This is a genomic window from Curtobacterium sp. MCPF17_051 (assembly GCF_003234595.1).
Classification (GTDB): domain Bacteria; phylum Actinomycetota; class Actinomycetes; order Actinomycetales; family Microbacteriaceae; genus Curtobacterium; species Curtobacterium flaccumfaciens.
The window spans coordinates 75606-96413 of sequence record NZ_QKSE01000006.1 but is presented as its reverse complement, the minus strand read 5'-3'; the positions used below and the strand labels follow the sequence as shown (position 1 = coordinate 96413).

The following is a 20808-nucleotide window of genomic DNA, read 5'->3' as shown; positions in this document are numbered from 1 at the left end:
GGTGAGGGGTCAGGTGCGGATCAGCGGCTCCGTCGTCGCCAGGTCCGCACCGATCCCGACGTCGACGAGTTCGATCCGCCCGGCGAGGGTGGCGGCTGGACCGGTCAGCAGGCCGGCCTTCACACCGCCGAAGGTGACGGTGACATCGGCGTGCAGGACGTGGTCGTCCGCGACGCCGCCGGTGTCGACGTCGATGCCGCTCGGCACGTCCACCGCGACGACGAACGGCGCACGCTGGTCGCGGGCGAGCTCACGGACGGCGTCCACGACCTCGCGTGCGGGGGACCGCAGCGCGTTCGCGCCCCGTGCCCCGATGCCGAGGATGCCGTCGAGCACCAGGTCGGCCTGGAGCGCGGCCTCGGTCGCGACGTCCGCCAGGCGTTCGCCGTCACTCCGGCCGGCGGCCCGCAGGATGTCGGCCGCTCCGCCCGAGTTCGGTCCCGAGGCGCCGGACGGGCCGTCCAGCAGACGGGCGCCGGCGTCCAGCGCCGCTGCCAGGCCGGCCTCGTGGACACGGGAGCCGACGCGCAGGACCGCCACGTGCCTCCCGGCCGCTGCCAGGCGTGCGCCCGCGAACAGGGCATCACCGCCGTTGTCGCCGCTGCCGGCGAGCACGAGGACGGATCCCGGCCCGTCGATCGGCCGCACGGCCGGGTCGTCCAGCAGGTCGCCGACGATGCGCGCGAGCCCGTCGGCGGCGCGCTGCATCAGGGGTTCCCCCGCGTCGAGGTGGGGGCGTTCCGCCGCCCGGATCTGATCGCCGCCGTAGCCGTCCATGGCCACCACACTGCCCCGATACGCTTGAGAGGACATGTCACTCGTCCCCGAAGCGCCCCGCCCCCGGTTCGTGATGTCGCCCGACGGGCTGCGACTCGCGACCTACGACTTCGGCGACCCCGACGCCCCGGCCGTCATCGCGGTGCACGGCTTCGCGTCCGGTGCGGTGCTCAACTGGCACGCCTCGGGCTGGACACGGCACCTGGTCCGTGCCGGGTACCGGGTCCTGGCACTCGACCAGCGCGGGCACGGCGCGAGCGCGAAGCCGCACGACCCGGGTGCCTACTCGATGGACCTGCTCGTCGCCGACGTCACCACGGTCATCGACACGTACCTGCTCGACGACGTCGCGTTCCTCGGCTACTCGCTCGGCGCACGGGTCGGCTGGCACACCGCCGAACGGCTGCCGGGCCGGATCTCGCGCGCGGTGTTCGGCGGGATCCCGGACGCCGACCCGATGCGTCGCGTCCGCGTCGACCAGGCGAAGGCGTACATCGCCGACGGCACCCCCATCGAGGACCGCGTCACCAACGGCTACCTCACGATGGCGGGCAACGTCGAGGGCAACGACCTCGGCGCGCTCGTGGCCATGGTCGAGGGGATGCGGAACAGCATCGAGCCGACCCCGGAGAACGCACCGGCGCAGCCGCTCCTGATCGCCGCGGGCAGCGAGGACGGCATCCGCGACAGCGCGGTCCGGCTCGCCGAGGCCGCACCGGACGCCACCTTCTTCGAGATCCCGGGGCGCAACCACTTCAACGCCCCGACCTCGCGGCCGTTCCGCGAAGCGGCGCTGCGGTTCCTGTCCGCCCCGCGCTGAGGGGTACTCGTGGGTCCCCTCGGTCGGACGGCACCGGGCGTACCGTCCCCGCCATGGACTACAGACTCCTCGGCAACAGCGGGACATCGGTGTCGACGCTGACCCTCGGCACCATGACGTTCGGCAGTGAAGCCGACGAACCCACCTCACACGCCATCCTCGACGCCTTCGTGGCAGCCGGCGGCACGCTCGTCGACACGGCGGACGTCTACTCCGGCAACGAGTCCGAGCGGATCATCGGCCGCTGGCTCGCAGCACACCCCACCGAGGCCGCGCAGGTCGTCCTCGCCACCAAGGGCCGGTTCCCGCAGGGCGACGGCCCGAACGACCTCGGCCTGTCCCGACGACACCTGCGCGTGGCCCTCGACGCCTCGCTCGAGCGGCTCGGCGTCGAACACATCGACCTGTACCAGATGCACGCGTGGGACGCCCTGACCCCCATCGACGAGACCCTGCGGTTCCTCGACGACGCCGTGTCCGCCGGCAAGATCGGCTCCTACGGGTTCTCGAACTACCTCGGCTACCAGGTCACCAAGGCCGTCTACGAGGCGAAGGCGCACGGCTGGGCGCCGCCCGTCACCCTGCAGCCGCAGTACAACCTGCTCGTCCGCGACATCGAGCACGAGGTCGTGCCCGCCTGCCTCGACGCCGGCATCGGCCTGCTGCCCTGGTCGCCGCTGGCCGGCGGCTGGCTCTCCGGCAAGTACCAGCGTGACGAGGCCCCGACCGGCGCCACCCGCCTGGGCGAGAACCCGCAGCGCGGCATGGAGGCGTGGGAGGCCCGCAACGGCGACGAGCGCACGTGGGAGGTGCTCGACGCCGTCTCCGAGGTGGCCGACGCCCACGACGCGTCGAAGTCGCAGGTCGCACTCGCCTGGCTGCTGGCCCGTCCCGCGGTCACGAGCGTGATCCTCGGCGTCCGCACCCTGTCGCAGCTCGAGGACAACCTCGGTGCCGCGGACCTGGTGCTCACCGACGACGAGCTCGCCCGGCTGACCGACGCCAGCGCTCCCCGCATCGACGACTACCCCTACGGCACGGCCGGCGTGGCGCAGCGGGAGCGGAAGATCACGGGCGGTCGCTGAGCGGACAGGGCCGCTGCGCGTTCGTGCACATCGTGCGGATTTCCGCGGATGTGGGGTCAGGGTGTGGACGTGCGGGTCGGTGAGGTGTCATCCTCGTCGCACGACCGGCTGGTTACCGCGTCCAGCGCCCGGAACGCCCCCTGATCCGCGTTCCGTGTGCCGATGCCCCGGGCGAGACTTCGCCCGGGGCATCGCTTCATCCGGGGCCGGCAGCGGGACTTGAACCCGCAACCCCCGTATTACAAGTACGGTGCGCTACCAATTGCGCCATGCCGGCTGACGCCGCTCATCCTACCGGTGAGGGCGTCCGGGGCTCACTCGCCCGACTTCTCCGAGAAGTTCAGCGAGATCGAGTTCATGCAGTACCGGTCACCCGTGGGGGTGCCGAAGCCGTCCGGGAACACGTGGCCCAGGTGCGAACCGCAGTTCGCGCAACGGACCTCGGTGCGGGCCATGCCGAGGGAGTTGTCCTCGATGAGCTGCACGGCGTCCGGGTTCACCGACTCGTAGAACGACGGCCAGCCGCAGCCGGAGTCGAACTTCGTGCCGCTCTTGAACAGCTCCGCGTTGCAGGCCGCACAGGTGTAGACGCCCGCGCGCTCCTCGTCGAGGAGTTCACCGGTCCACGGTCGTTCGGTCCCCGCCTGGCGGAGGACGGCGTACTGGTCCGGGGAGAGCTCCTCGCGCCACTGGGCGTCGGACTTGTCGACGTTGTATGCCATTGGTTCCTCCTGCTTCCGGCCGGGCTCTTCCGGGCACTCCCGACCACTTCACTAAACTCGCCACGATGTCCGAGCATTCCGTGCACCACGCCCGCTGGACCCGTCTGACGACGGACGAACTGTACGGCATCGTCGTCCTGCGCAACCGCGTGTTCGCGCTCGAGCAGCGGGTCACCGCCGAGGACTTCGACGGCCGTGACCGCGAGCTCGACACGGAGCACTGGTGGTTCGGCACGGACACCGCTGCGGTTGGGTACCTGCGGCTCATCCGCCCGGCGGCGGACGAGGTCCACCCCGACGGTGCAGCGCCGCCGGCGTGGGTGATCGGACGGGTCGCGACCGACCCTGAGCACCGTGGGCAGAGGATCGCCGGCCGGCTCGTCGCCGCTGTGCTCGACGAACACGGGCACGACCCGTTCGTCCTGCACGCCCAGGAGTACGTCGCCGCCCTGTACGAGCGGCACGGCTTCGTGCGGTTCGGGGAGCCGTACGACGAGGCCGGCATCCGTCACGTCGGCATGCACCGGCCCGGGCGCTGATGGACACCCGCGCCCGGTACGACGCGTACGCGGACCGCATCCAGGCCGTCTCGCCGTCGTACGCCGCCTGGGCACGGTCGCTCGACGACTCCCTCGTCGCGCTCCTCGCCGAGGTCCCCGAGCAGCAGCGGCAGCCCGAACTGTTCTTCGCGGTCGCGCGGCGGTTGGGTGCGGACCCGTCGGACCCGGGTGCGCTGCGCGCGCTCGGCCTGGAGGCCCGCCCCGCGCTGGTCGCGGCCCTCGCCTCCGCCACGGTGCAGGCCAACGACCCGCAACGGCTCGCACCGGTCGTCCCGCTCTTCGCGGCGCTCGCCGAACGGTCCGCGCGTCCGCTCGGTCTGGTCGACGCCGGGGCCGCCGCCGGGCTGTGCTCGATCCCGGACCGGGTGACCCTGGACTACCGGGTCGGTTCCGGGGCCGCGGTCCTCCGGATGCACACGGCGGTCGCCGATCCCGCGCTCCGGCTGGTCGCGGACGCCTCCGGGGCCGTCCCCGCGCCGGCCCGTGTCCCGATGACGGTCGGCGCACGAGTCACGCTCGACCCGAACCCGATCGACCTGTCGCTCCCCGGTGCCTTCGACCGTCTGGTCGAGGCCGTCCCGCCAGAGGCGTCGGACCGGACCGCCCTGATGCGTCAGGCTGCGCGCGCGACGCTCGCCGTGCCTCCAGACCGACTCGTCGGCGCCGTGCCAGGTGACCTCGACCGTGCACTGGACGCTCTGCCGGACGACGTCGAACCGGTCGTCCTGACCACCGGGACCCTGGTCTACGTGCCGGGCGCGGACCGGCAGCGGTTCGTGGACCGGATCCGCGAGCGGAGCGTGCACTGGATCGCCCTCGAACGCACCGGGATCCTGCGCCAGGTGGCGGCGACGCTGCCCGACGACGTCGACGTGGCGGACCCGGACTCGTTCGCGACGGTCTCGCTCGACGGGGTCGCGGTCGCCGTCTCGGACCCGTTCGGCACGCGTGTGCGGTGGTTCCGCACGCCGAACCTGTGACCGGTGTTCGCGACAGTCCAGCGCCGTGCCAGGGTCCGGATCGACTCCACCCCTACGATGTGCGAGACCCGTTACCCGATACGTGATCGGAACCGCCGTGACCAGCCCCACCGACGAACGCCGTGTCGACGAGCGCAGCGTTGATCAGCTCGATGCTGACCAGCTCGGTGCTGACCAGCTCAGTGAGCTCGCGAAGCACGTGCTGTCGTTCGAGCAGGACAGGGCACGGCACGACCGCACGAAGGAAGCGGAGATCCGGGTGGAGTTCGAGATGTCGGCGGCGCGCTACTACCAGGTGCTGAACCGCGTGATCGACTCACCCGCGGCACTCGCGTACGACCCGCAGCTCGTCACCCGGCTGCAGCGGCTCCGTCACGCGCGCACCAGCGCCAGGGCGACGCGCAGCTTCGTCGCGCCCGGTGCAGCTCCCGAAGGACGTGAAGAGGAACGATGAGCACGAGATTCCCCCGAGACCGGTTCGACGACGTCGCCGACGGCCCGCGGGTCGGTGCACACCGCGGAGCACAGCGTCGCGGCCGTGGATGGATCGCCTTCGCCTGGGCGGCGCTCGCCACCGGTGTGCTCGTCGGCATCGGGGTGCTCGTCCTCGCACTGCTGAACGGCAGCTACTCGTTCAACGGTTCCGACTCTCCCTCGGCGTCCACGTCGGCGTCGGCGACCGCGAAGCCCTCGGCGACGTCGAAGCCGTCCGCGTCCTCCTCCGCCGGTTCCGGATCGGCTGGTGCGGGCAGCGCTGCGGCCGCGACGCCGGCACAGCAGGGCACCACCACCGTCGTCGTCCTGAACGGCACGACCACCACGGGCCTCGCCAGCCGGGCGAGTGCGGCGCTGACCGGCGGCGGCTGGCAGGTCGCCTCCACCGGCGACGCCGGCACGACGGGGTCGACGTCGACGATCGTCTACTACCAGCAGGCGTCGCAGGCGGCGGTCGCGCAGGGCATCGCGAAGCAGCTCGGCGTCACGGCGGTGCAGCAGTCGGCGGCGTTCCCGAACGCCGACGTGAGCGTCGTGCTCGGCGCCGACTACACCGGCTGATCGGCCGCGGTGCCACGTCGCGCCGCGTTTTCCGCGCATTGTGTGACGGCTGTGTTTCGGGCACGTTGATTTCTGACGGAATCGACGTGAAACAACGTCACACCTCTTGCCTGATCGGGCGCGTTCGGTCAGAGTCCCATGCAGACGACGATCACGTCGTTCCGCACTGCAGTACCAGGGAGCAAGAGATCATGGCCAACGGAACCGTGAAGTGGTTCAACGCTGAAAAGGGCTTCGGCTTCATCACCGTGGATGGAGGGGGCCAGGACGTGTTCGTGCACTACTCGGCCATCGACATGTCGGGTTACAAGGTCCTCGAGGAGGGCCAGGCCGTCGTGTTCGACGTCGGCACCGGGTCGAAGGGCCCGCAGGCAGAGTCCGTCCGCCCCGCCTGAGCACGACCACTTCCAGAACGCGCCGTCCCGTCAGGGGCGGCGCGTTCGTCGTGTGCGGCGACGGTGACGGGTGCGGGGAGCGCGACCGCGGCGGTGGTGCGGGGTCCGCCGGACGCGACGTGTCCTGGGAAGTCGTCACGAGCCTCCCGACTGTGTTGCACTCACACCCGGCGAGTGCCAGAATCGGCGTTGGCACTCGCTCACGCTGAGTGCCAGCACGACCCCCAAGACGACGTCCGGGAGGGACGAAAAACCACATGGCTAAGATCATTGCTTTCGACGAGGAGGCCCGCCGTGGCCTCGAGCGCGGCCTGAACCAGCTGGCCGACGCCGTGAAGGTGACGCTCGGCCCGCGCGGCCGCAACGTCGTCCTCGAGAAGAAGTGGGGTGCCCCCACGATCACGAACGACGGTGTCTCCATCGCCAAGGAGATCGAGCTCGACGACCCGTACGAGAAGATCGGCGCGGAGCTCGTCAAGGAGGTCGCCAAGAAGACCGACGACGTCGCCGGTGACGGGACGACCACCGCGACCGTCCTCGCCCAGGCGCTCGTCCGCGAAGGCCTCCGCAACGTCGCCGCCGGTGCCGACCCCGTGTCGCTCAAGCGCGGCATCGAGAAGGCCGTCGCCGCCGTCTCCGACCAGCTCCTCGCCAACGCGAAGGACATCGAGACCAAGGACCAGATCGCCGCGACCGCGTCGATCTCGGCAGCTGACCCGACCATCGGCGCGCTCATCGCCGAGGCCATCGACAAGGTCGGCAAGGAAGGCGTCGTCACCGTCGAGGAGTCGAACACCTTCGGCACCGAGCTCGAGCTCACCGAGGGCATGCGCTTCGACAAGGGCTACCTGTCGCAGTACTTCGTCACCGACCCCGAGCGTCAGGAAGCCGTCTTCGAGGACGCCTACATCCTGATCGTCAACTCGAAGATCTCGAACATCAAGGACCTCCTGCCGGTCGTCGACAAGGTGATCCAGGCGGGCAAGCAGCTCCTGATCATCGCCGAGGACGTCGACGGCGAGGCCCTGGCCACGCTCGTCGTGAACAAGATCCGCGGCATCTTCAAGTCCGTCGCCGTCAAGGCCCCGGGCTTCGGCGACCGCCGCAAGGCCATGCTGCAGGACATCGCGATCCTGACCGGCGGCCAGGTCATCTCGGAAGAGGTCGGCCTCAAGCTCGAGAACGCGACGCTCGACCTGCTCGGTCGTGCCCGCAAGGTCGTCATCACCAAGGACGAGACCACGATCGTCGAGGGTGCCGGCGACGCCGAGCAGATCGCCGGCCGTGTCCGACAGATCCGTGCCGAGATCGAGGCGACCGACTCCGACTACGACCGCGAGAAGCTCCAGGAGCGCCTCGCGAAGCTCGCCGGTGGCGTCGCCGTCATCAAGGCGGGTGCCGCGACCGAGGTCGAGCTCAAGGAGCGCAAGCACCGCATCGAGGACGCCGTCCGCAACGCGAAGGCTGCCGTCGAAGAGGGCATCGTCGCCGGTGGTGGCGTCGCCCTCATCCAGGCCGGTGCCGTCGCACTCGAGGCCCTCGAGCTCGAGGGTGACGAGGCGACCGGTGCGAACATCGTCCGCGTGGCCATCGACGCGCCGCTCAAGCAGATCGCGCTGAACGCCGGTCTCGAGCCGGGTGTCGTCGCCGCCAAGGTCCGCGAGCTCGAGTCGGGTTGGGGCCTCAACGCCGCGACCGGCGAGTACGTCGACCTGATCGCCGCCGGCATCATCGACCCCGCCAAGGTCACGCGTTCGGCGCTGCAGAACGCTGCGTCGATCGCCGGTCTGTTCCTGACCACCGAGGCCGTCGTCGCCGAGAAGCCCGAGCGCACCCCTGCTGCTCCGGCTGGCGACCCGACGGGTGGCATGGACTTCTAGTCCGTCTGACGGAAGGGCCCCGCACGCTGCGCGTGTGGGGCCCTTCCGCGTGTGCGGGGCGTGGCGGGGCGGGGCGCGGTGTGGCCGGGCGGGAGGTCACAACACCCCGCTCAGGTCCGCTGAGCGGTCACGAATCGTCGGCTCGGCCCGCTCCAGTCGACGCATCGTGACCGTTGGCCGGCGCGGGAGCGGGGAGTCGTGGCCGGCTCGTGCGTGCGGCTTCCGCGTGTCTGGGGTCGTTTTTCCCACACAGGAGGCCCGGCTCACCTCGTTCTCCACAGGTTCCGACCGTGCGTGGTCGGCTCGGGTGCCCCGCAACGACCATGACGGCATGCCAGCTGCCCGTCGCCTCCCTGCTCCGTTCGACCGATCCACCTTCCGCGTGGCCGATGCAGTGGGGCACGGCATCGATCCGGAACGACTCCGACGCGCCGACCTGGCAGCCCCGGTCCACGGTGTGCGTGCCCCGATCGACTCGGTGGACTTCATCGACGCCGTCGCCCTGGTCATGCGTCCCGACCAGTTCTTCAGTCACACGACCGCCGCCGCGATCTGGGGTGCGCCACTGCCGCAGTCGGTGCGCTCGGTCGGGCCGGTGCACGTCTCGACCACGAGGGACGGTTGCCGGATGCGTCGGCCCGGCGTGGCCGCGCACCGCCTGGACCGGCCGAGGACCGTCGAACACCGCGGGTTCCTGGTCAGTGTCCCTGCACAGATGTGGTTCGAGTGCGCCGGCGTGCTCGCACGTGACGCGCTGGTCGCGATCGGGGACCACCTGGTCGGACCAGCCGGGCTGGCGACGGTGGACGACCTCCGTGCGTCGATCCGCCCCGGCACACGATTCGCGCTCGCTGCTCGGCGCGCGCTGGACCTCGTCCGGGCCGGGGCGGAGTCGCCGCAGGAGACCTGGCTCCGGCTGGCAGTCGTCGAAGCGGGGTTCCCGGAGCCGGAGCTGAACATCGACGTGCACGACGGCGCGGGGCGGTTCCTCGGCCGCGTCGACATGGCGTGGTCGGAGTTCGGCATCGCGTTGGAGTACGACGGCGATCACCACCGCGAGCGCGACACCTTCCGACACGATCAACGACGGGACAACGGGTTCGTGGTGAACGACTGGCTCGTGATCCACGCAACGGCATCGGACGCGCACCGACCCGCGGTGTTGTTCGAGCGACTCCGCCAGGCGTTCGAGGTCCGAGCGGTCGGAAGTCGTCGGCGGTCAGCGTGAGGGCCGTGATCGCCACGCTGAAGGTTTCGTCGCCGGGCGGTCATGACATGTCGTCGGCTGTGCGCCGGCCGGTCACGAACTGTCGGTCAGCGAGCTCGTGGACGACAGATCGTGACCACTCGGCGGCCTCGAACGGGGTGTTGTGACCGCCCGGAAGGCCGCGGGACGGGACGCCCGCGACACCCGGGGCCCGGGGCGCCGCGGGCCGTACGGCCCGCGCGGGTCAGGCGGAGAAGTCGCGGGGGAGCAGGGGGAGCCAGACGCGGAAGGTGGCGCCGCCGCCCTCGGTGTCGAAGACCTCGACGGAGCCGTGGTGCGCCGCGACGATGCCGGACACGATGGCGAGCCCGAGGCCCGAGCCGCCGGTGTCCCGGGCACGGGACGTGTCCGCACGCCAGAAGCGCTGGAAGATCTTCTCGCGCAGCTGCGGCGGGATGCCCTCACCGTGGTCGATCACGTCGAGGTGTGCCATGCCGCGCTCGTCGTCCACGCCGATGCCGATCTCGATCGGGTCGTCGTTCGCCGTGAACCGCATGGCGTTGCCCATCAGGTTCGTGACGATCTGGCGGATCTTGTTCTCTTCCGCCAGGACGATCGGCGGGCGCTTCGGCAGCACGACCGTGGGCAGCGGCGTGGTCTCGTCGGTCGGCGCGGCACCGGCGTCGATGTTCATGGCGCGGGTGCGACGGGCTCGGAGTCGGGCGATGGTCTGGCGCGAGAACGCGATCGGCCCGGTGGTGTTCGCCGAGGTGGGCGACACGGGCGGTGCTTCGCCGGAGTCCGGGGAGCCGATGGACGACGACGCCGACGGACGGACGGCCTGGGGCACGCTCTCGCCGGTCAGGGAGTCCTCGACGAGGACCTGGATCTCGCGGTCGGGGTTGGAGGCCATCGTGTCGAGCGCCGAGTCACGTGCGATGGCGACGAGGTCCACCGGGCCGAGCTCGAGCGGCTTCGACTCGTCGATACGGGCGAGCTGCAGCAGGTCCTGCACGAGCAGGCCCATCCGCTGCGCTTCCTTCTCGATGCGCTCCATCGCCTGGGCGACGTCCTCTTCCTTGCGCAGGGCACCCATCCGGTACAACTCGGCGTACCCGCGCAGGGACACCAGCGGCGTGCGGAGCTCGTGCGAGGCGTCCCCGACGAACCGACGCATCTGGGCGATGGTGCGCTCACGGTCCTCGAACGCGGAGTCGATCCGCTCGAGCATGACGTTGAGGGAGCGGTTGAGTCGGCCGACCTCGGTGTTCGGGGTGTCGGCCTCGAGGCGCTGGTTGAAGTCACCCGCGGCGAACCGGGCAGCGGTGTCCTCGACGTCGCGCAGCGGGTCGAAGGTCGCGGTGACGAGCAGACGGGTGAGCATGGCGCCGAGCAGGATGACCGAGGCACCGAACCCGAGGAAGATCGCGGTGAACTTGCCGATCGTCTCGTCGGTGCCGGCACTGGAGACGGCGATGAGCACGTAGCCGGTCTCGGTGGTGCCGTCGGACTGGTTCTGCAGGGACGCCGGGATGATCTGGGCGCGCCACTCGTGGTTGTGCTGGCTGTCGTAGAGCGAGATGCGCTGGTTCGACTGCGAGGCCTCGACCAGGGTGGCTTCACGGACGTCAGGTCGGCTCGACGCCTTCGTCTGGCAGATCCGGTCGCCGTCGGCGTCGTACGCGGCGACGTAGGCGCTCTGCGACACCACGACGGACAGCTTGCAGTACTGCTCGCCGTCACTGATGTTCTGGCCCTCGAGCTGCTCGGTCGTCTGCTTGACCGTGTTGTCGAGCTGCTGCATGAGGTAGGTGGACAGCACCGTCATCGTGCCGAGTCCGGCGACGAGCAATCCGAGCGCGACGAGGAGCACCGTGATCCCGGTGATCTTGGTGCGCAGGGAGATCCCGTCCCACCAGTGGTTCATTCGCGTGTGCATGCTGCCCCAACGATAGACAGCGGCCGCCCGGTGAAACCGGACGACCGCCGTGAAGTCGAGCCCCGCGGGGCTCCGGCCCCTACGAAGCCTTGGACGCCTTCAGCATGTACCCGAAGCCGCGCTTGGTCTGGATGATCGGCTCGGCGGAGTACTGGTCGAGCTTGCGGCGCAGGTACGAGATGTAGCTCTCGACGATCCCTGCGTCGCCGTTGAAGTCGTACTCCCACACGTGGTCGAGGATCTGCGCCTTGGACAGCACGCGGTTCGGGTTGAGCATGAGGTAGCGGAGCAGCTTGAACTCGGTGGGCGAGAGCTCGATCTGCGCGTCGCCGATCGTGACCTCGTGGGTGTCCTGGTCCATCGTGAGCTCGCCGGCGCGGATGATCGCGTCTTCCTCGTCGTTCATGGTGCGACGGAGGATGGCCTTGATGCGGGCGACGATCTCGTCGAGCGAGAACGGCTTGGTGACGTAGTCGTCGCCGCCGACGGTGAGGCCGGTGATCTTGTCCTCGGTGTCGTCCTTCGCCGTCAGGAACAGGATCGGCGAGGTGTAGCCCGAGGAACGCAGGCGCTTGGTCACGCCGAAGCCGTTCATGTCGGGCAGCATCACGTCGAGGATGATGAGGTCCGGCTCTTCTTCCAGCACGGCGGAGATCGCCTGTGCCCCGTTGCCCACCGCACGCACGGCGAAGCCGGCGAAGCGCAACGAGGTCGTCAGGAGGTCGCGGATGTTCGGCTCGTCGTCGACGATCAGGATCTTGGGGCCATCGCTCATGGTCCTATCTTCTGACTGTTCCCTCGGGGTTTCCTGAGAGCGGTTCGTGCGTCAGCCCACGGGCGTCTGGACCTGGTCGGCGTCCAGGATCGTGTACGAGTAGCCCTGCTCCGCCAGGAACCGCTGCCGGTTCTGCGCGAAGTCCTGGTCGACGGTGTCCCGGGCCACGAGCGTGTAGAACGACGCGGGCAGGCCGTCCTTGTTCGGGCGGAGGAGCCGGCCGAGTCGCTGCGCTTCTTCCTGCCGCGACCCGAACGAGCCGGAGACCTGGATGGCGACGGTCGCGTCGGGCAGGTCGATCGAGAAGTTCGCGACCTTCGAGACGACGAGCACGTCGACCTCCCCGGACCGGAACGCGTCGTACAGCCGCTCCCGTTCGTCGACCGGGGTCGCCCCCGTGATCTCCGCGGCGTCGAGCGACGCAGCCAGTTCGTCGAGCTGGTCGATGTACTGCCCGATCACCAGGATCTGCTCCCCGCGGTGCTTCTCGATGAGTTCCCGCACCACCGGGGTCTTGGCCGGGGACGTCGCGGCGAGCCGGTAGCGCTCGTCGTCGCTCGACGCCGCGTACTCCAGGCGGTCCTGGTGCGGCAGGTCGATGCGGACCTCGTAGCAGGAGGCCGGCGAGATGTAGCCCTGCGCCTCGATCTCCTTCCACGGGGCGTCGTACCGCTTCGGCCCGATGAGCGAGAAGACGTCGCCCTCGCGGCCGTCCTCGCGCACGAGCGTCGCCGTGAGGCCCAGGCGCCGGCGGGCCTGCAGGTCCGCGGTCAGCTTGAACACCGGCGCGGGCAGCAGGTGCACCTCGTCGTAGACAATGAGGCCCCAGTCGAGGGCATCGAGGAGCGACAGGTGCGTGTACTCGCCCTTCCGGCGGGCGGTGAGGATCTGGTAGGTCGCGATCGTGACCGGCCGGATCTCCTTGACGCTGCCCGAGTACTCGCCGATGTCCTCCGGCGTCAGGGTCGTGCGCTTGAGGAGCTCGGTGCGCCACTGCCGCGCCGAGACGGTGTTCGTCACGAGGATGAGCGTGGTCGCCTTGACGGTCGCCATCGCCCCCGCGCCGACGAGCGTCTTGCCCGCACCACAGGGCAGGACGACGACGCCGGAGCCCTGGGCGAAGAACGTGTCGACGGCCTGCTCCTGGTACGGCCGCATGTGCCACTCGGCCGTGTCCAGGTCGATCGGGTGCGGCTGGCCAGGGGTGTAGCCCGCCAGGTCCTCCGCCGGCCAGCCGAGCTTCACGAGCTCCTGCTTGATCTGCCCCCGCGCCCACGGCTGCAGCTCGACCTCGGTCGAGGACCGCATGTCGCCGAGCAACGGCTTGATGCGCTTCGACCGGATGACCTCGGCCAGCACCGACGGGTCCTCGGCGGTGAGCAGCAGGAGCGGCAGCCGCTCGAGTTCCTCGGTGGGGGAGTTCGCGATCACGGGAGCGTCGGGCCGTTCCTCGCGACGGATCACGAGCCGTCCGTAGCGCGAGACCGTGTCGCGGATGTCGACCGTGACGCTCTGCGGCACGGGGAACTTCGCGAAGCGTTCCAGGGTGTCGATCATCGCCTCGGCGTCGTGGCCCGCGGCGCGCGCGTTCCAGAGTCCGAGGCGGGTGATCCGGTAGGTGTGCACGTGCTCGGGAGCGCGTTCGAGCTCGGCGAAGGCGGCGAGCTCGTGGCGTGCGTCCTCGGCGTCGGGGTGCGCGACCTCGAGGAGCACGGTGCGGTCGCTCTGCACGATCAGCGGTCCGTTCATGACCTGCCAGCCTAGCCGTCGGCACCTGCGCGCGGGTGACCGCGGCTCAGGCGTCGCTCTCGACCGACACGACGAGCGACAGCGGCAGGGTGCGTTCGACGTCGACGGCCGTGTCCCGCCCGCGGACGCGTCCGGCCGCGACCGAGGTCGGCACGATCGAGAACGGCCGCTCCGAGCCGTCCGGCATCCGGACGGTCACGCGGATCGGCGTGCGTCCGCGCACGGCCAGGTCGATCTGCCGACCGAGCCACTCCTGCTCCGGCTCCGCGTCGCCGCGCTGCGTCGTCAGGCGGAGCCGTTCGACGAGTGCGTGCGCCGACTGTTCCGGCGAGCGCCCGGTGGGGCTGCGCCGGCCGGGAGGCCCGTGGTGCGCCTCGGGGCGGGCTGCGGTCGTCAGGACGGCCGGGTAGCGCTGGTCCTCGAGTGCGGTGTGCACGACGTGCGGCGGGTAGCGCGTGGTCAGTGTCGTCAGGTCGGGCCGCTCCCACGCGAGCTGCCGGAGCTCGGCGTCCACCCCGACGAGGTCCAGCTGGTCGGCGGTGCCGCGGACCTCGGTCCCGACGCCGCCCGGCCCCCGGTCGACGACGATGCTGCCGTCGCGTCCGGCCACCTGGTCGATCAGGTAGGCGAGGGGCTGCGGGATCCCGGTGGCCGACAGCCGTCCGAGCAGGGACAGCAGGTCGTCGCGGGAGTGCCCGGCCCGGAACGCCGCGCGCAGGGTGTCCTCGGAGATGCGGTAGCGCGCCGCGAGCCCCGGTGCCTCGAGGACAGCGACGGTGCGCAGGGCGTCGTCGTCCACCGGCGCGAGCGGTCCCGGTGCGATGACGGTGAGGTCGTGCTGCAGGTAGACCCGCTCGACGGTGCCCGGCAGGTCGTCGGCGGCCTGCTCGGCGTCGCCGTCGAGGAGCGCCCGACCGGTGCTCGTGACGATGCCGTCGACCGCCAGGCCGAGCGACGCCGCGGTGCCGGCGACGTCGAGCAGCAGGGCGTCGAGCCAGCGGGACCCCGCCGGGTACGCCCAACGCCCGAGCGGCACGAGGTCGCGTAGGTCCCCGTCGGCCAGCTCGAGCACCTGGTGCACGGCGGGCGGGAGCGTGTCCGACCACGCGGCCACCAGCGACACCCAGCGCTCCGGCCAGCCGGCGAGCAACCAGGCGTGTCCGGCGTCGGTGACGATCCAGCGTCCGGTGTCGGGGTCGGCGAACCCGATGCCGTCGAGCAGCGCCAGGCGACCGGCGACGAGCTCGGCGTCGGTGCCGATGCGCTCGGCGAGGGTGCGGGCGAGCGGCATGCCGATACCGCCCTTGACGAGTTCGCGGACCGCGCCGGCGTCGACCGCCCGCAGCAGCTCGGCGAGCACGGTCATCGTGGCGAACGCCTGCTCCGCGCCGGTGGTGCGCGCACGCTCGAGCGCCGCGGCGTCGAGGGCGGGAGCAGCGGGGCGGACCTGCTCCGGGCCTCCAGGCTGCTCGTCGAGCGAGGTGAGGTCGGGGTGGGCGGCCACGCGTGCGGCGACCGCGTCGTCGACCGCGCCGTCCTCGTCGGCGAGGCCGAGTTCGATCGCGGGGCCGAGCGCGTCGACGGCACCGCCGTCCCGCAGCGCGAGGATCGTCGCGCGCGGCAGGTGCTCGACGGCGGCGTCCACGGCGTCGTCGCTGCGGAGCGCCTCGGCCAGGTCGAAGAAGTCGGTGATGCGCTGCGGGCCGGTCTCGGCGAGTGCAGCGGTGGGGAGTCGCCTCGCCGCGACGAGGCGCTCGAGCGCATCGTCCGGCATCGCCCGGAGTCGGGCGGCGAGATCGGCGGTGGTCGTCATCGTCCGGTGCCAGCGTCCGGGGCGGACGTCAGCGAGCCGTCCGGTTCGCTCGTGCGCGACGTGTCCAGGTGATGCCGAGGAGCGTGAAGACCAGCACCATGGCGATCGGGAAGCCGAACAGCGGGATCGCCATGACCACCGGCCACGGCATCGCACCCTGGGCGGCAGGCGCGGTGAGCCACATGATGATCATCGCGACGAAGCAGAGCAGGCCGAGGATGATGATCCCACCGATCATGAACGCCAGAGCGCGTTCGGTACGATTGAACGTCACCGGGGGTTCTGCGGAGTCCTGCGGGTTCCCGGTTGATCGGGTCGGCTTGGCCATCGACCCAGGATATCCGACGCACCACGGCCGTACCACGACCTCGAGGAGTCCACGCATGCCCACCGGCAAGGTCAAGTTCTACGACGACGACAAGGGCTTCGGCTTCATCACCGGAGACGACGGCGACCAGGTGTTCCTGCACGCGTCCTCGCTGCCCGACGGCGTCGTGACCGTCAAGGCCGGCACGCGGCTGGAGTACGGCGTCGTCCAGGGCAAGAAGGGGTCGCAGGCGTTGTCCGTGCGGCTGCTCGAGCCCCAGCCGTCGCTGTCGCGGATGACCCGTCGCTCCGCGGACGACATGGCCGTGATCGTCGAGGACCTGGTGAAGGAACTCGACCGGATCAGCGGAGACCTCCGCCACGGCCGCTACCCGAAGAACGGCGATCGCATCGCCGCCATCCTGCGGCACGTCGCAGACCAGTTGGAGGCGTGACCCCATGACCGAGTCCGAGACAGCAGGGGCCGAGACGGCTCCCGACGCGGCGTCCATCGACGCAGCGTCCATCGACGCAGCGTCCATCGACTACACCGACCTGGCGCGCGAGGCGTTGCTCGAGGTCACCCCGGAGTCGACCGTCGGCGCGCCCGTCGGCACGGTGGACGAAGGGGACGGCGTCGTGTCCGTCCTGTTCGCCAACCGGCTGCCCGGCTACCCCGGGTGGCGGTGGACCGTCAGCGTCGCCAAGGTCGGCGACGACGAGCCGACCGTGCTCGAGGTCGAGCTGATGCCCGGGGACGGCTCGCTCGTGGCGCCCGAGTGGGTGCCGTGGTCCGAGCGACTGGCCGAGTACCGGGCCGCGCAGGAGCACGAGGGTGCGGACGGTGCCGAGGACGCGTCGGACGAGGACCCGGACGAGGACTCCGACGACGAGGACTACGACGACGAGTCGGAAGACGACGAAGACGACGAAGACGACGAAGACGACGAAGACGACGACGAGTCGGACGACGAGGACTCGGACGAGGACGACGACTACGACGACTCGGATGACGACGAGGACGATGACGAGTCGGACGGCGACGACGATGACGACGAGTTCGACGCCGACGAGGACGACCTCGACGAGTCGGACGACGACGACATCGAGGGTGTGGACGTCGATGCGCTCGCCGATGTGAGCGACACCGACACCGACACCGACACCGAGGACGACGCCCCGCAACCGCCCCGTCGTCGCCGTGCCCGCCGCGTGCAGCCGTTCGAGCCCGACGCCGATCTCGAGGTCGACCAGCTCGACGCCGGCGAGGCCGACCCGGGCTTCCACCGCGCCTGACCCACCCGGACCGACGAACGGGCCCGGCACCACCGATCCGGTGGTGCCGGGCCCGTCCTCGTTCCGGCGGGTGTCCCCGGCGTCAGCGCAGGGCGTCGATCGTGAAGTCGATCGCGCGCACGAGCTTCGCCACGTCGTCCGGGTCGATCGCGGTGAACGTCGCGACGCGCAGCTGGTTGCGGCCGAGCTTCCGGTACGGCTCGGTGTCGACGATGCCGTTCGCGCGCAGGGTCGCGGCCACGGCCTTGGCGTCGATCGAGTCGTCGAGGTCGATCGTGGCGACGACCTGGGAGCGAGCGGCGGGGTCGGTGACGAACGGGGTCGCGGAGTCGCTGGCCTCGGCCCAGTCGTAGATCGTCGACGACGAGGTCTTGGTGCGCAGGTCCGCCCACGCCAGGCCGCCGGACTCGTTCATCCACCGCACCTGCTCGTCGAGGAGCAGCAGCGTGGAGATCGCCGGGGTGTTCAGGGTCTGGTTCAGGCGCGAGTTGTCGACGGCGTTCTTGAGCGACAGGAACTCCGGGATGTACCGGTCGGAGGCGGCGATGCGCTCGATCCGCTCGATCGCGGCGGGGGAGAGCAGCGCGAGCCAGAGCCCGCCGTCCGAGGCGAAGTTCTTCTGCGGGGCGAAGTAGTAGACGTCGGTGGCGCTGACGTCGAACAGGGCGCCACCGGCGGCGCTGGTCGCGTCGACGACGGTGAGGGCGCCGGCGTCACCGGTCGCGCGGACGACCGGGGCCATGACGCCGGTCGAGGTCTCGTTGTGCGGGTAGGCGTAGACGTCTACGCCCTCCACCGGCTCGAGTGCGGCGAGGGAGCCGCCCGGTGCTTCGACGACGTGCGGGGCCTCGAGCCACGGGGCCGCTGCGGCCTTGGCGAACTTCGACCCGAACTCGCCGAAGGACAGGTTCTCGGCACGGCGCTCGATGAGGCCGAACGCGGCGGCGTCCCAGAACGCGGTCGAGCCGCCGTTGCCGAGGACGACCTCGTAGCCCTCGGGGATCTGGAACAGGTCGGCGAGGCCGGAGCGGACGCTGCCGACCAGGTCCTTGACGGGCTTCTGGCGGTGCGAGGTGCCGAGGATCGTGGCGCCGCGCGTCACGAGGGACTCGAGCTGTGCGCCGCGGATCTTCGACGGTCCGCAGCCGAAACGACCGTCGGTGGGGAGGAGTTCGGCCGGGATGACGATGTCTGCCATGCACCGATCCTAACGACGACGATCCGCCTGCCCGAGCCCGTGTACCGGCCGGACGGGGAGGGTTCGGCCCGCTCGTCCACCGCGTCGGATGACCCGTTCTCACGTGCGTCCGGGCGCCGGTCGGTGTTCGTCGGTGCGAACAAGTAGTGTGGTCGGCGCTGGGCCCAGACATGAGAGGCGGACCGTGACCGATCTCGTCGACACCACGGAGATGTACCTTCGCACCATCCTCGACCTCGAGGAAGAGGCGATCGTGCCGCTGCGCGCGCGCATCTCCGAGCGCCTCGGACACTCGGGCCCGACGGTCTCACAGACCATCGCCCGCATGGAGCGCGACGGCCTGGTGGTCGTCTCCGGTGACCGCCACCTGGAGCTCACCGACGAAGGTCGTTCCCGCGCCACCCACGTGATGCGCAAGCACCGTCTGGCCGAACGCCTGCTGGCCGACGTCATCGGGCTCGACTGGGCCTTCGTGCACGACGAGGCCTGCCGGTGGGAGCACGTCATGAGCGAGCAGGTCGAGGTCCGCCTGCTCGAGATGCTCGGCAACCCGACCGAGTCGCCCTACGGCAACCCGATCCCCGGACTGGCCGAGATCGGAGGCCCCGCGGCCGCCGGGTTCCTCGACGGCGTCCAGAACATCGTCGCCGCGACCGAGGGCACCGACGCCGTCACGACCGGGGTCGTCCGACGCCTGGGCGAGCCGGTGCAGTTCGAGCCGGAGCTCCTGCACCAGCTCCGCACCGCCGGGGTTATGCCCGGGCGCATGGCGAGCGTGCAGCGCGCGGGTGCCTACGTCGCGGTCCGCGTCGAGGGCGAGGACTCGGGCATCGAGCTGCCCATCGAGGTCGCGCAGCACGTCTACGTCGAGCGGGACTGACCGTTCCTGGTCGTCCCTGAGAGTCTTTACCGTTTCGTTACCCACGGGGCGTTTGGTCTCGACACGGTAACGACGCCTCCGTACACTCGTCCGAGTCGCCGCGCTGCCCCTGAGCCGGAGACCCGTGGCAGGACGTCTCGAACCCGTCTCCTGCCTCGATCGGAAACGATGACGAACGGATGGGGTTGCACACCGCCGGACACCCACGGCGGCGTGATGACGAGACGTTGGAGACCCACCTCTTGACGCAGACCGGTACCGCCGCGGACGACCAGACGCCCGCGAACCCGACGAACACCGAGAACGCCACCACCGCCCCGCTCACCCGGCGGGCCGTGCGCGAGGCCGAGGGCCGCCCGGTCCGCAAGGTCGTGCCGGTGCGCTCCGCCCCGCTGCCCGGTGGTCGTCGTGCCGCGCAGGCCGCGGCCGCAGCGAACACCGCCAAGGCCAGCTCGTCGTCGCGCAAGCGCAAGTTCCTCGCGCCGGTCGTCCTCACCGTGGCCGCCGGCATGTTCGGAACCGTCGCCGTCGCCCCGGCCTTCGCCGCGACGACCTCCACCAACTCGACCGCCGTCGCCGACGCCCAGCGGCAGGCCCGTGCCACGCAGAGCCAGGAGCTGTCGGTCTCCGACGCCGTGGCACTGGCCGACACGAGCCGTGACGGCTACGGCGCGACCTCCACCGCGACGCTCGACGCCGAGAAGGCCGCCAAGCAGGCCGCCGCCGACCAGGCCGCCGCAGCGAAGGAAGCCGCCGAGCAGGCCGAGCAGACCCAGACCGCCCGCGCCGCGACCGCGAAGCAGTACTCCTCGTACACCGGGCCCACCGCCGCCGAGTACGCGGCCAGCTCGTCCGCCGCCGACACCCCGTTCTCGCTGCCGGCCGTGGTCGCCACCGCCAAGCAGTACATCGGCACCCCGTACGTCTTCGGTGGCGCGGACCCGTCGGGCTTCGACTGCTCGGGCTACATCATGTTCGTGTACGCCCAGTACGGCATCAACCTCGCGCACTCGGTGCCGCTGCAGGACCAGGCCGGCACCACGATCCCCGAGTCCGAGGCGCAGCCCGGTGACGTCGTCATCTTCAACAACGAGGCGCACGACGGCTTCTACATGGGGAACGGCATGATCATGGACGCCCCGAAGCCCGGTGGCTCCGTGCAGATCCGTCCGATCTGGACCAGCGACTACCACATCGTCCGGTTCGGCATCTGACGACCACTGCCCTTCCGGCGTGTGAACTTCACCGGAACCGGCCCGCGCACCCTCGTGCCGGGCCGGTTTCTGGGTTAACCTGACGCTGCACCGGTCCGCACCGGCGCGAACAGGAGACCCTCATGTCGATGTTCCGCACGACCCGCACCATGGGTC

21 protein-coding genes and 1 tRNA gene are annotated in these 20808 nt (G+C 70.7%); 13 read left to right on the top strand and 9 right to left on the bottom strand.

The genetic code is table 11. The annotated features are described in order from the left end of the window. Positions 1-9: 9 nt before the first annotated feature. Positions 10-777 (bottom strand): NAD(P)H-hydrate epimerase, encoded by a 768-nt coding sequence (locus tag DEJ35_RS06225; protein WP_111192284.1) that lies wholly within the window; start codon positions 775-777, stop codon positions 10-12. Positions 778-811: 34 nt separating this feature from the next. Here DEJ35_RS06225 and DEJ35_RS06220 point away from each other — a divergent pair, with 34 nt between their 5' ends. Together DEJ35_RS06220 and DEJ35_RS06215 are read left to right on the top strand one after the other, a co-directional pair. Next, on the top strand, positions 812-1597 hold the full coding sequence (locus DEJ35_RS06220; protein ID WP_071244025.1) for an alpha/beta fold hydrolase: 786 nt from the start codon (positions 812-814) through the stop codon (positions 1595-1597). Between the two features lie 53 nt (positions 1598-1650). Then, positions 1651-2682, top strand: coding sequence for an aldo/keto reductase (locus tag DEJ35_RS06215; RefSeq protein ID WP_111192283.1), 1032 nt, complete (start codon positions 1651-1653; stop codon positions 2680-2682). 204 nt (positions 2683-2886) lie between these two features. Here DEJ35_RS06215 and DEJ35_RS06210 read toward each other — a convergent pair. Then, a tRNA-Thr gene (locus DEJ35_RS06210) sits at positions 2887-2959 on the bottom strand. 37 nt (positions 2960-2996) lie between these two features. Next, positions 2997-3404, bottom strand: a complete 408-nt coding sequence (gene msrB / locus DEJ35_RS06205; protein ID WP_027466599.1) for a peptide-methionine (R)-S-oxide reductase MsrB — start codon at positions 3402-3404, stop codon at positions 2997-2999. Between the two features lie 65 nt (positions 3405-3469). Here msrB and DEJ35_RS06200 point away from each other — a divergent pair, with 65 nt between their 5' ends. From DEJ35_RS06200 to DEJ35_RS06170, 7 genes are all read left to right on the top strand, one after another. Further along, the gene (locus DEJ35_RS06200) at positions 3470-3943 is read left to right on the top strand and encodes a GNAT family N-acetyltransferase (RefSeq protein ID WP_181420118.1); all 474 of its coding nucleotides are present in this window, start codon (positions 3470-3472) and stop codon (positions 3941-3943) included. After that, positions 3943-4944 carry a DUF2332 family protein gene (locus tag DEJ35_RS06195; RefSeq protein WP_110861642.1) on the top strand — a complete coding sequence of 334 codons (1002 nt, stop codon included), beginning with the start codon at positions 3943-3945 and terminating at the stop codon, positions 4942-4944. The genes DEJ35_RS06200 and DEJ35_RS06195 overlap by 1 nt, the downstream gene beginning before the upstream one ends. A gap of 97 nt (positions 4945-5041) precedes the next feature. Continuing rightward, positions 5042-5398 carry a DUF3263 domain-containing protein gene (locus tag DEJ35_RS06190; protein ID WP_110861879.1) on the top strand — a complete coding sequence of 119 codons (357 nt, stop codon included), beginning with the start codon at positions 5042-5044 and terminating at the stop codon, positions 5396-5398. Then, on the top strand, positions 5395-6000 hold the full coding sequence (locus DEJ35_RS06185) for a LytR C-terminal domain-containing protein (RefSeq protein ID WP_111192282.1): 606 nt from the start codon (positions 5395-5397) through the stop codon (positions 5998-6000). The genes DEJ35_RS06190 and DEJ35_RS06185 overlap by 4 nt, the downstream gene beginning before the upstream one ends. Before the next feature lie 191 nt (positions 6001-6191). Next, a complete protein-coding gene (locus tag DEJ35_RS06180) occupies positions 6192-6395 on the top strand; it encodes a cold-shock protein (RefSeq protein WP_017888049.1) in 204 nt (67 codons plus the stop codon). Positions 6396-6652: 257 nt separating this feature from the next. Then, a complete protein-coding gene (groL, locus tag DEJ35_RS06175) occupies positions 6653-8275 on the top strand; it encodes a chaperonin GroEL (protein ID WP_071404070.1) in 1623 nt (540 codons plus the stop codon). A 382-nt stretch (positions 8276-8657) separates the two neighbouring features. Beyond that, positions 8658-9503, top strand: coding sequence for a hypothetical protein (locus tag DEJ35_RS06170; protein ID WP_146244759.1), 846 nt, complete (start codon positions 8658-8660; stop codon positions 9501-9503). Positions 9504-9726: 223 nt separating this feature from the next. On the opposite strand, the gene DEJ35_RS06165 is transcribed toward DEJ35_RS06170, so the two are convergent. From DEJ35_RS06165 to DEJ35_RS06145, 5 genes are all read right to left on the bottom strand, one after another. Beyond that, positions 9727-11421, bottom strand: coding sequence for a cell wall metabolism sensor histidine kinase WalK (locus DEJ35_RS06165; RefSeq protein ID WP_071244033.1), 1695 nt, complete (start codon positions 11419-11421; stop codon positions 9727-9729). Positions 11422-11500: 79 nt separating this feature from the next. Further along, on the bottom strand, positions 11501-12196 hold the full coding sequence (locus tag DEJ35_RS06160; RefSeq protein WP_017888045.1) for a response regulator transcription factor: 696 nt from the start codon (positions 12194-12196) through the stop codon (positions 11501-11503). Between the two features lie 51 nt (positions 12197-12247). Beyond that, positions 12248-13945, bottom strand: a complete 1698-nt coding sequence (locus DEJ35_RS06155) for a DNA repair helicase XPB (RefSeq protein WP_027466594.1) — start codon at positions 13943-13945, stop codon at positions 12248-12250. A 46-nt stretch (positions 13946-13991) separates the two neighbouring features. After that, positions 13992-15758, bottom strand: a complete 1767-nt coding sequence (locus DEJ35_RS06150; protein WP_111192281.1) for a helicase-associated domain-containing protein — start codon at positions 15756-15758, stop codon at positions 13992-13994. Between the two features lie 28 nt (positions 15759-15786). Next, positions 15787-16086, bottom strand: coding sequence for a hypothetical protein (locus DEJ35_RS06145; RefSeq protein ID WP_071244038.1), 300 nt, complete (start codon positions 16084-16086; stop codon positions 15787-15789). Between the two features lie 55 nt (positions 16087-16141). Between DEJ35_RS06145 and DEJ35_RS06140 the strand changes: the two genes are divergently transcribed. After that, positions 16142-16519, top strand: coding sequence for a cold-shock protein (locus DEJ35_RS06140; RefSeq protein WP_017888041.1), 378 nt, complete (start codon positions 16142-16144; stop codon positions 16517-16519). 4 nt (positions 16520-16523) lie between these two features. Further along, positions 16524-17360: a DUF3027 domain-containing protein gene (locus tag DEJ35_RS06135; protein WP_111192280.1), complete on the top strand. Its 837-nt coding sequence runs from the start codon at positions 16524-16526 to the stop codon at positions 17358-17360. Between the two features lie 82 nt (positions 17361-17442). On the opposite strand, the gene serC is transcribed toward DEJ35_RS06135, so the two are convergent. Then, positions 17443-18558 (bottom strand): phosphoserine transaminase, encoded by a 1116-nt coding sequence (gene serC / locus DEJ35_RS06130; protein WP_111039014.1) that lies wholly within the window; start codon positions 18556-18558, stop codon positions 17443-17445. A gap of 184 nt (positions 18559-18742) precedes the next feature. On the opposite strand from serC, the gene DEJ35_RS06125 reads away from it, so the two are divergent. Continuing rightward, positions 18743-19438 (top strand): metal-dependent transcriptional regulator, encoded by a 696-nt coding sequence (locus tag DEJ35_RS06125; protein WP_111192279.1) that lies wholly within the window; start codon positions 18743-18745, stop codon positions 19436-19438. Between the two features lie 227 nt (positions 19439-19665). Then, on the top strand, positions 19666-20652 hold the full coding sequence (locus DEJ35_RS17650; protein ID WP_181435531.1) for a C40 family peptidase: 987 nt from the start codon (positions 19666-19668) through the stop codon (positions 20650-20652). Positions 20653-20808: the final 156 nt, after the last annotated feature.

Coding starts and splice junctions, on each gene's coding strand:
- serC (WP_111039014.1), bottom strand. CDS start 18,558: ATGGCAGACATCGTCATCCCGGCCGAACTCCTCCCCACCGACGGTCGT.
- groL (WP_071404070.1), top strand. CDS start 6,653: ATGGCTAAGATCATTGCTTTCGACGAGGAGGCCCGCCGTGGCCTCGAG.
- DEJ35_RS06220 (WP_071244025.1), top strand. CDS start 812: ATGTCACTCGTCCCCGAAGCGCCCCGCCCCCGGTTCGTGATGTCGCCC.
- DEJ35_RS06200 (WP_181420118.1), top strand. CDS start 3,470: ATGTCCGAGCATTCCGTGCACCACGCCCGCTGGACCCGTCTGACGACG.
- DEJ35_RS06150 (WP_111192281.1), bottom strand. CDS start 15,758: ATGACGACCACCGCCGATCTCGCCGCCCGACTCCGGGCGATGCCGGAC.
- DEJ35_RS06180 (WP_017888049.1), top strand. CDS start 6,192: ATGGCCAACGGAACCGTGAAGTGGTTCAACGCTGAAAAGGGCTTCGGC.
- DEJ35_RS06215 (WP_111192283.1), top strand. CDS start 1,651: ATGGACTACAGACTCCTCGGCAACAGCGGGACATCGGTGTCGACGCTG.
- DEJ35_RS06225 (WP_111192284.1), bottom strand. CDS start 777: ATGGACGGCTACGGCGGCGATCAGATCCGGGCGGCGGAACGCCCCCAC.
- DEJ35_RS06185 (WP_111192282.1), top strand. CDS start 5,395: ATGAGCACGAGATTCCCCCGAGACCGGTTCGACGACGTCGCCGACGGC.
- DEJ35_RS06135 (WP_111192280.1), top strand. CDS start 16,524: ATGACCGAGTCCGAGACAGCAGGGGCCGAGACGGCTCCCGACGCGGCG.
- DEJ35_RS06195 (WP_110861642.1), top strand. CDS start 3,943: ATGGACACCCGCGCCCGGTACGACGCGTACGCGGACCGCATCCAGGCC.
- msrB (WP_027466599.1), bottom strand. CDS start 3,404: ATGGCATACAACGTCGACAAGTCCGACGCCCAGTGGCGCGAGGAGCTC.
- DEJ35_RS06140 (WP_017888041.1), top strand. CDS start 16,142: ATGCCCACCGGCAAGGTCAAGTTCTACGACGACGACAAGGGCTTCGGC.
- DEJ35_RS06165 (WP_071244033.1), bottom strand. CDS start 11,421: ATGCACACGCGAATGAACCACTGGTGGGACGGGATCTCCCTGCGCACC.
- DEJ35_RS06155 (WP_027466594.1), bottom strand. CDS start 13,945: ATGAACGGACCGCTGATCGTGCAGAGCGACCGCACCGTGCTCCTCGAG.
- DEJ35_RS06145 (WP_071244038.1), bottom strand. CDS start 16,086: ATGGCCAAGCCGACCCGATCAACCGGGAACCCGCAGGACTCCGCAGAA.
- DEJ35_RS06160 (WP_017888045.1), bottom strand. CDS start 12,196: ATGAGCGATGGCCCCAAGATCCTGATCGTCGACGACGAGCCGAACATC.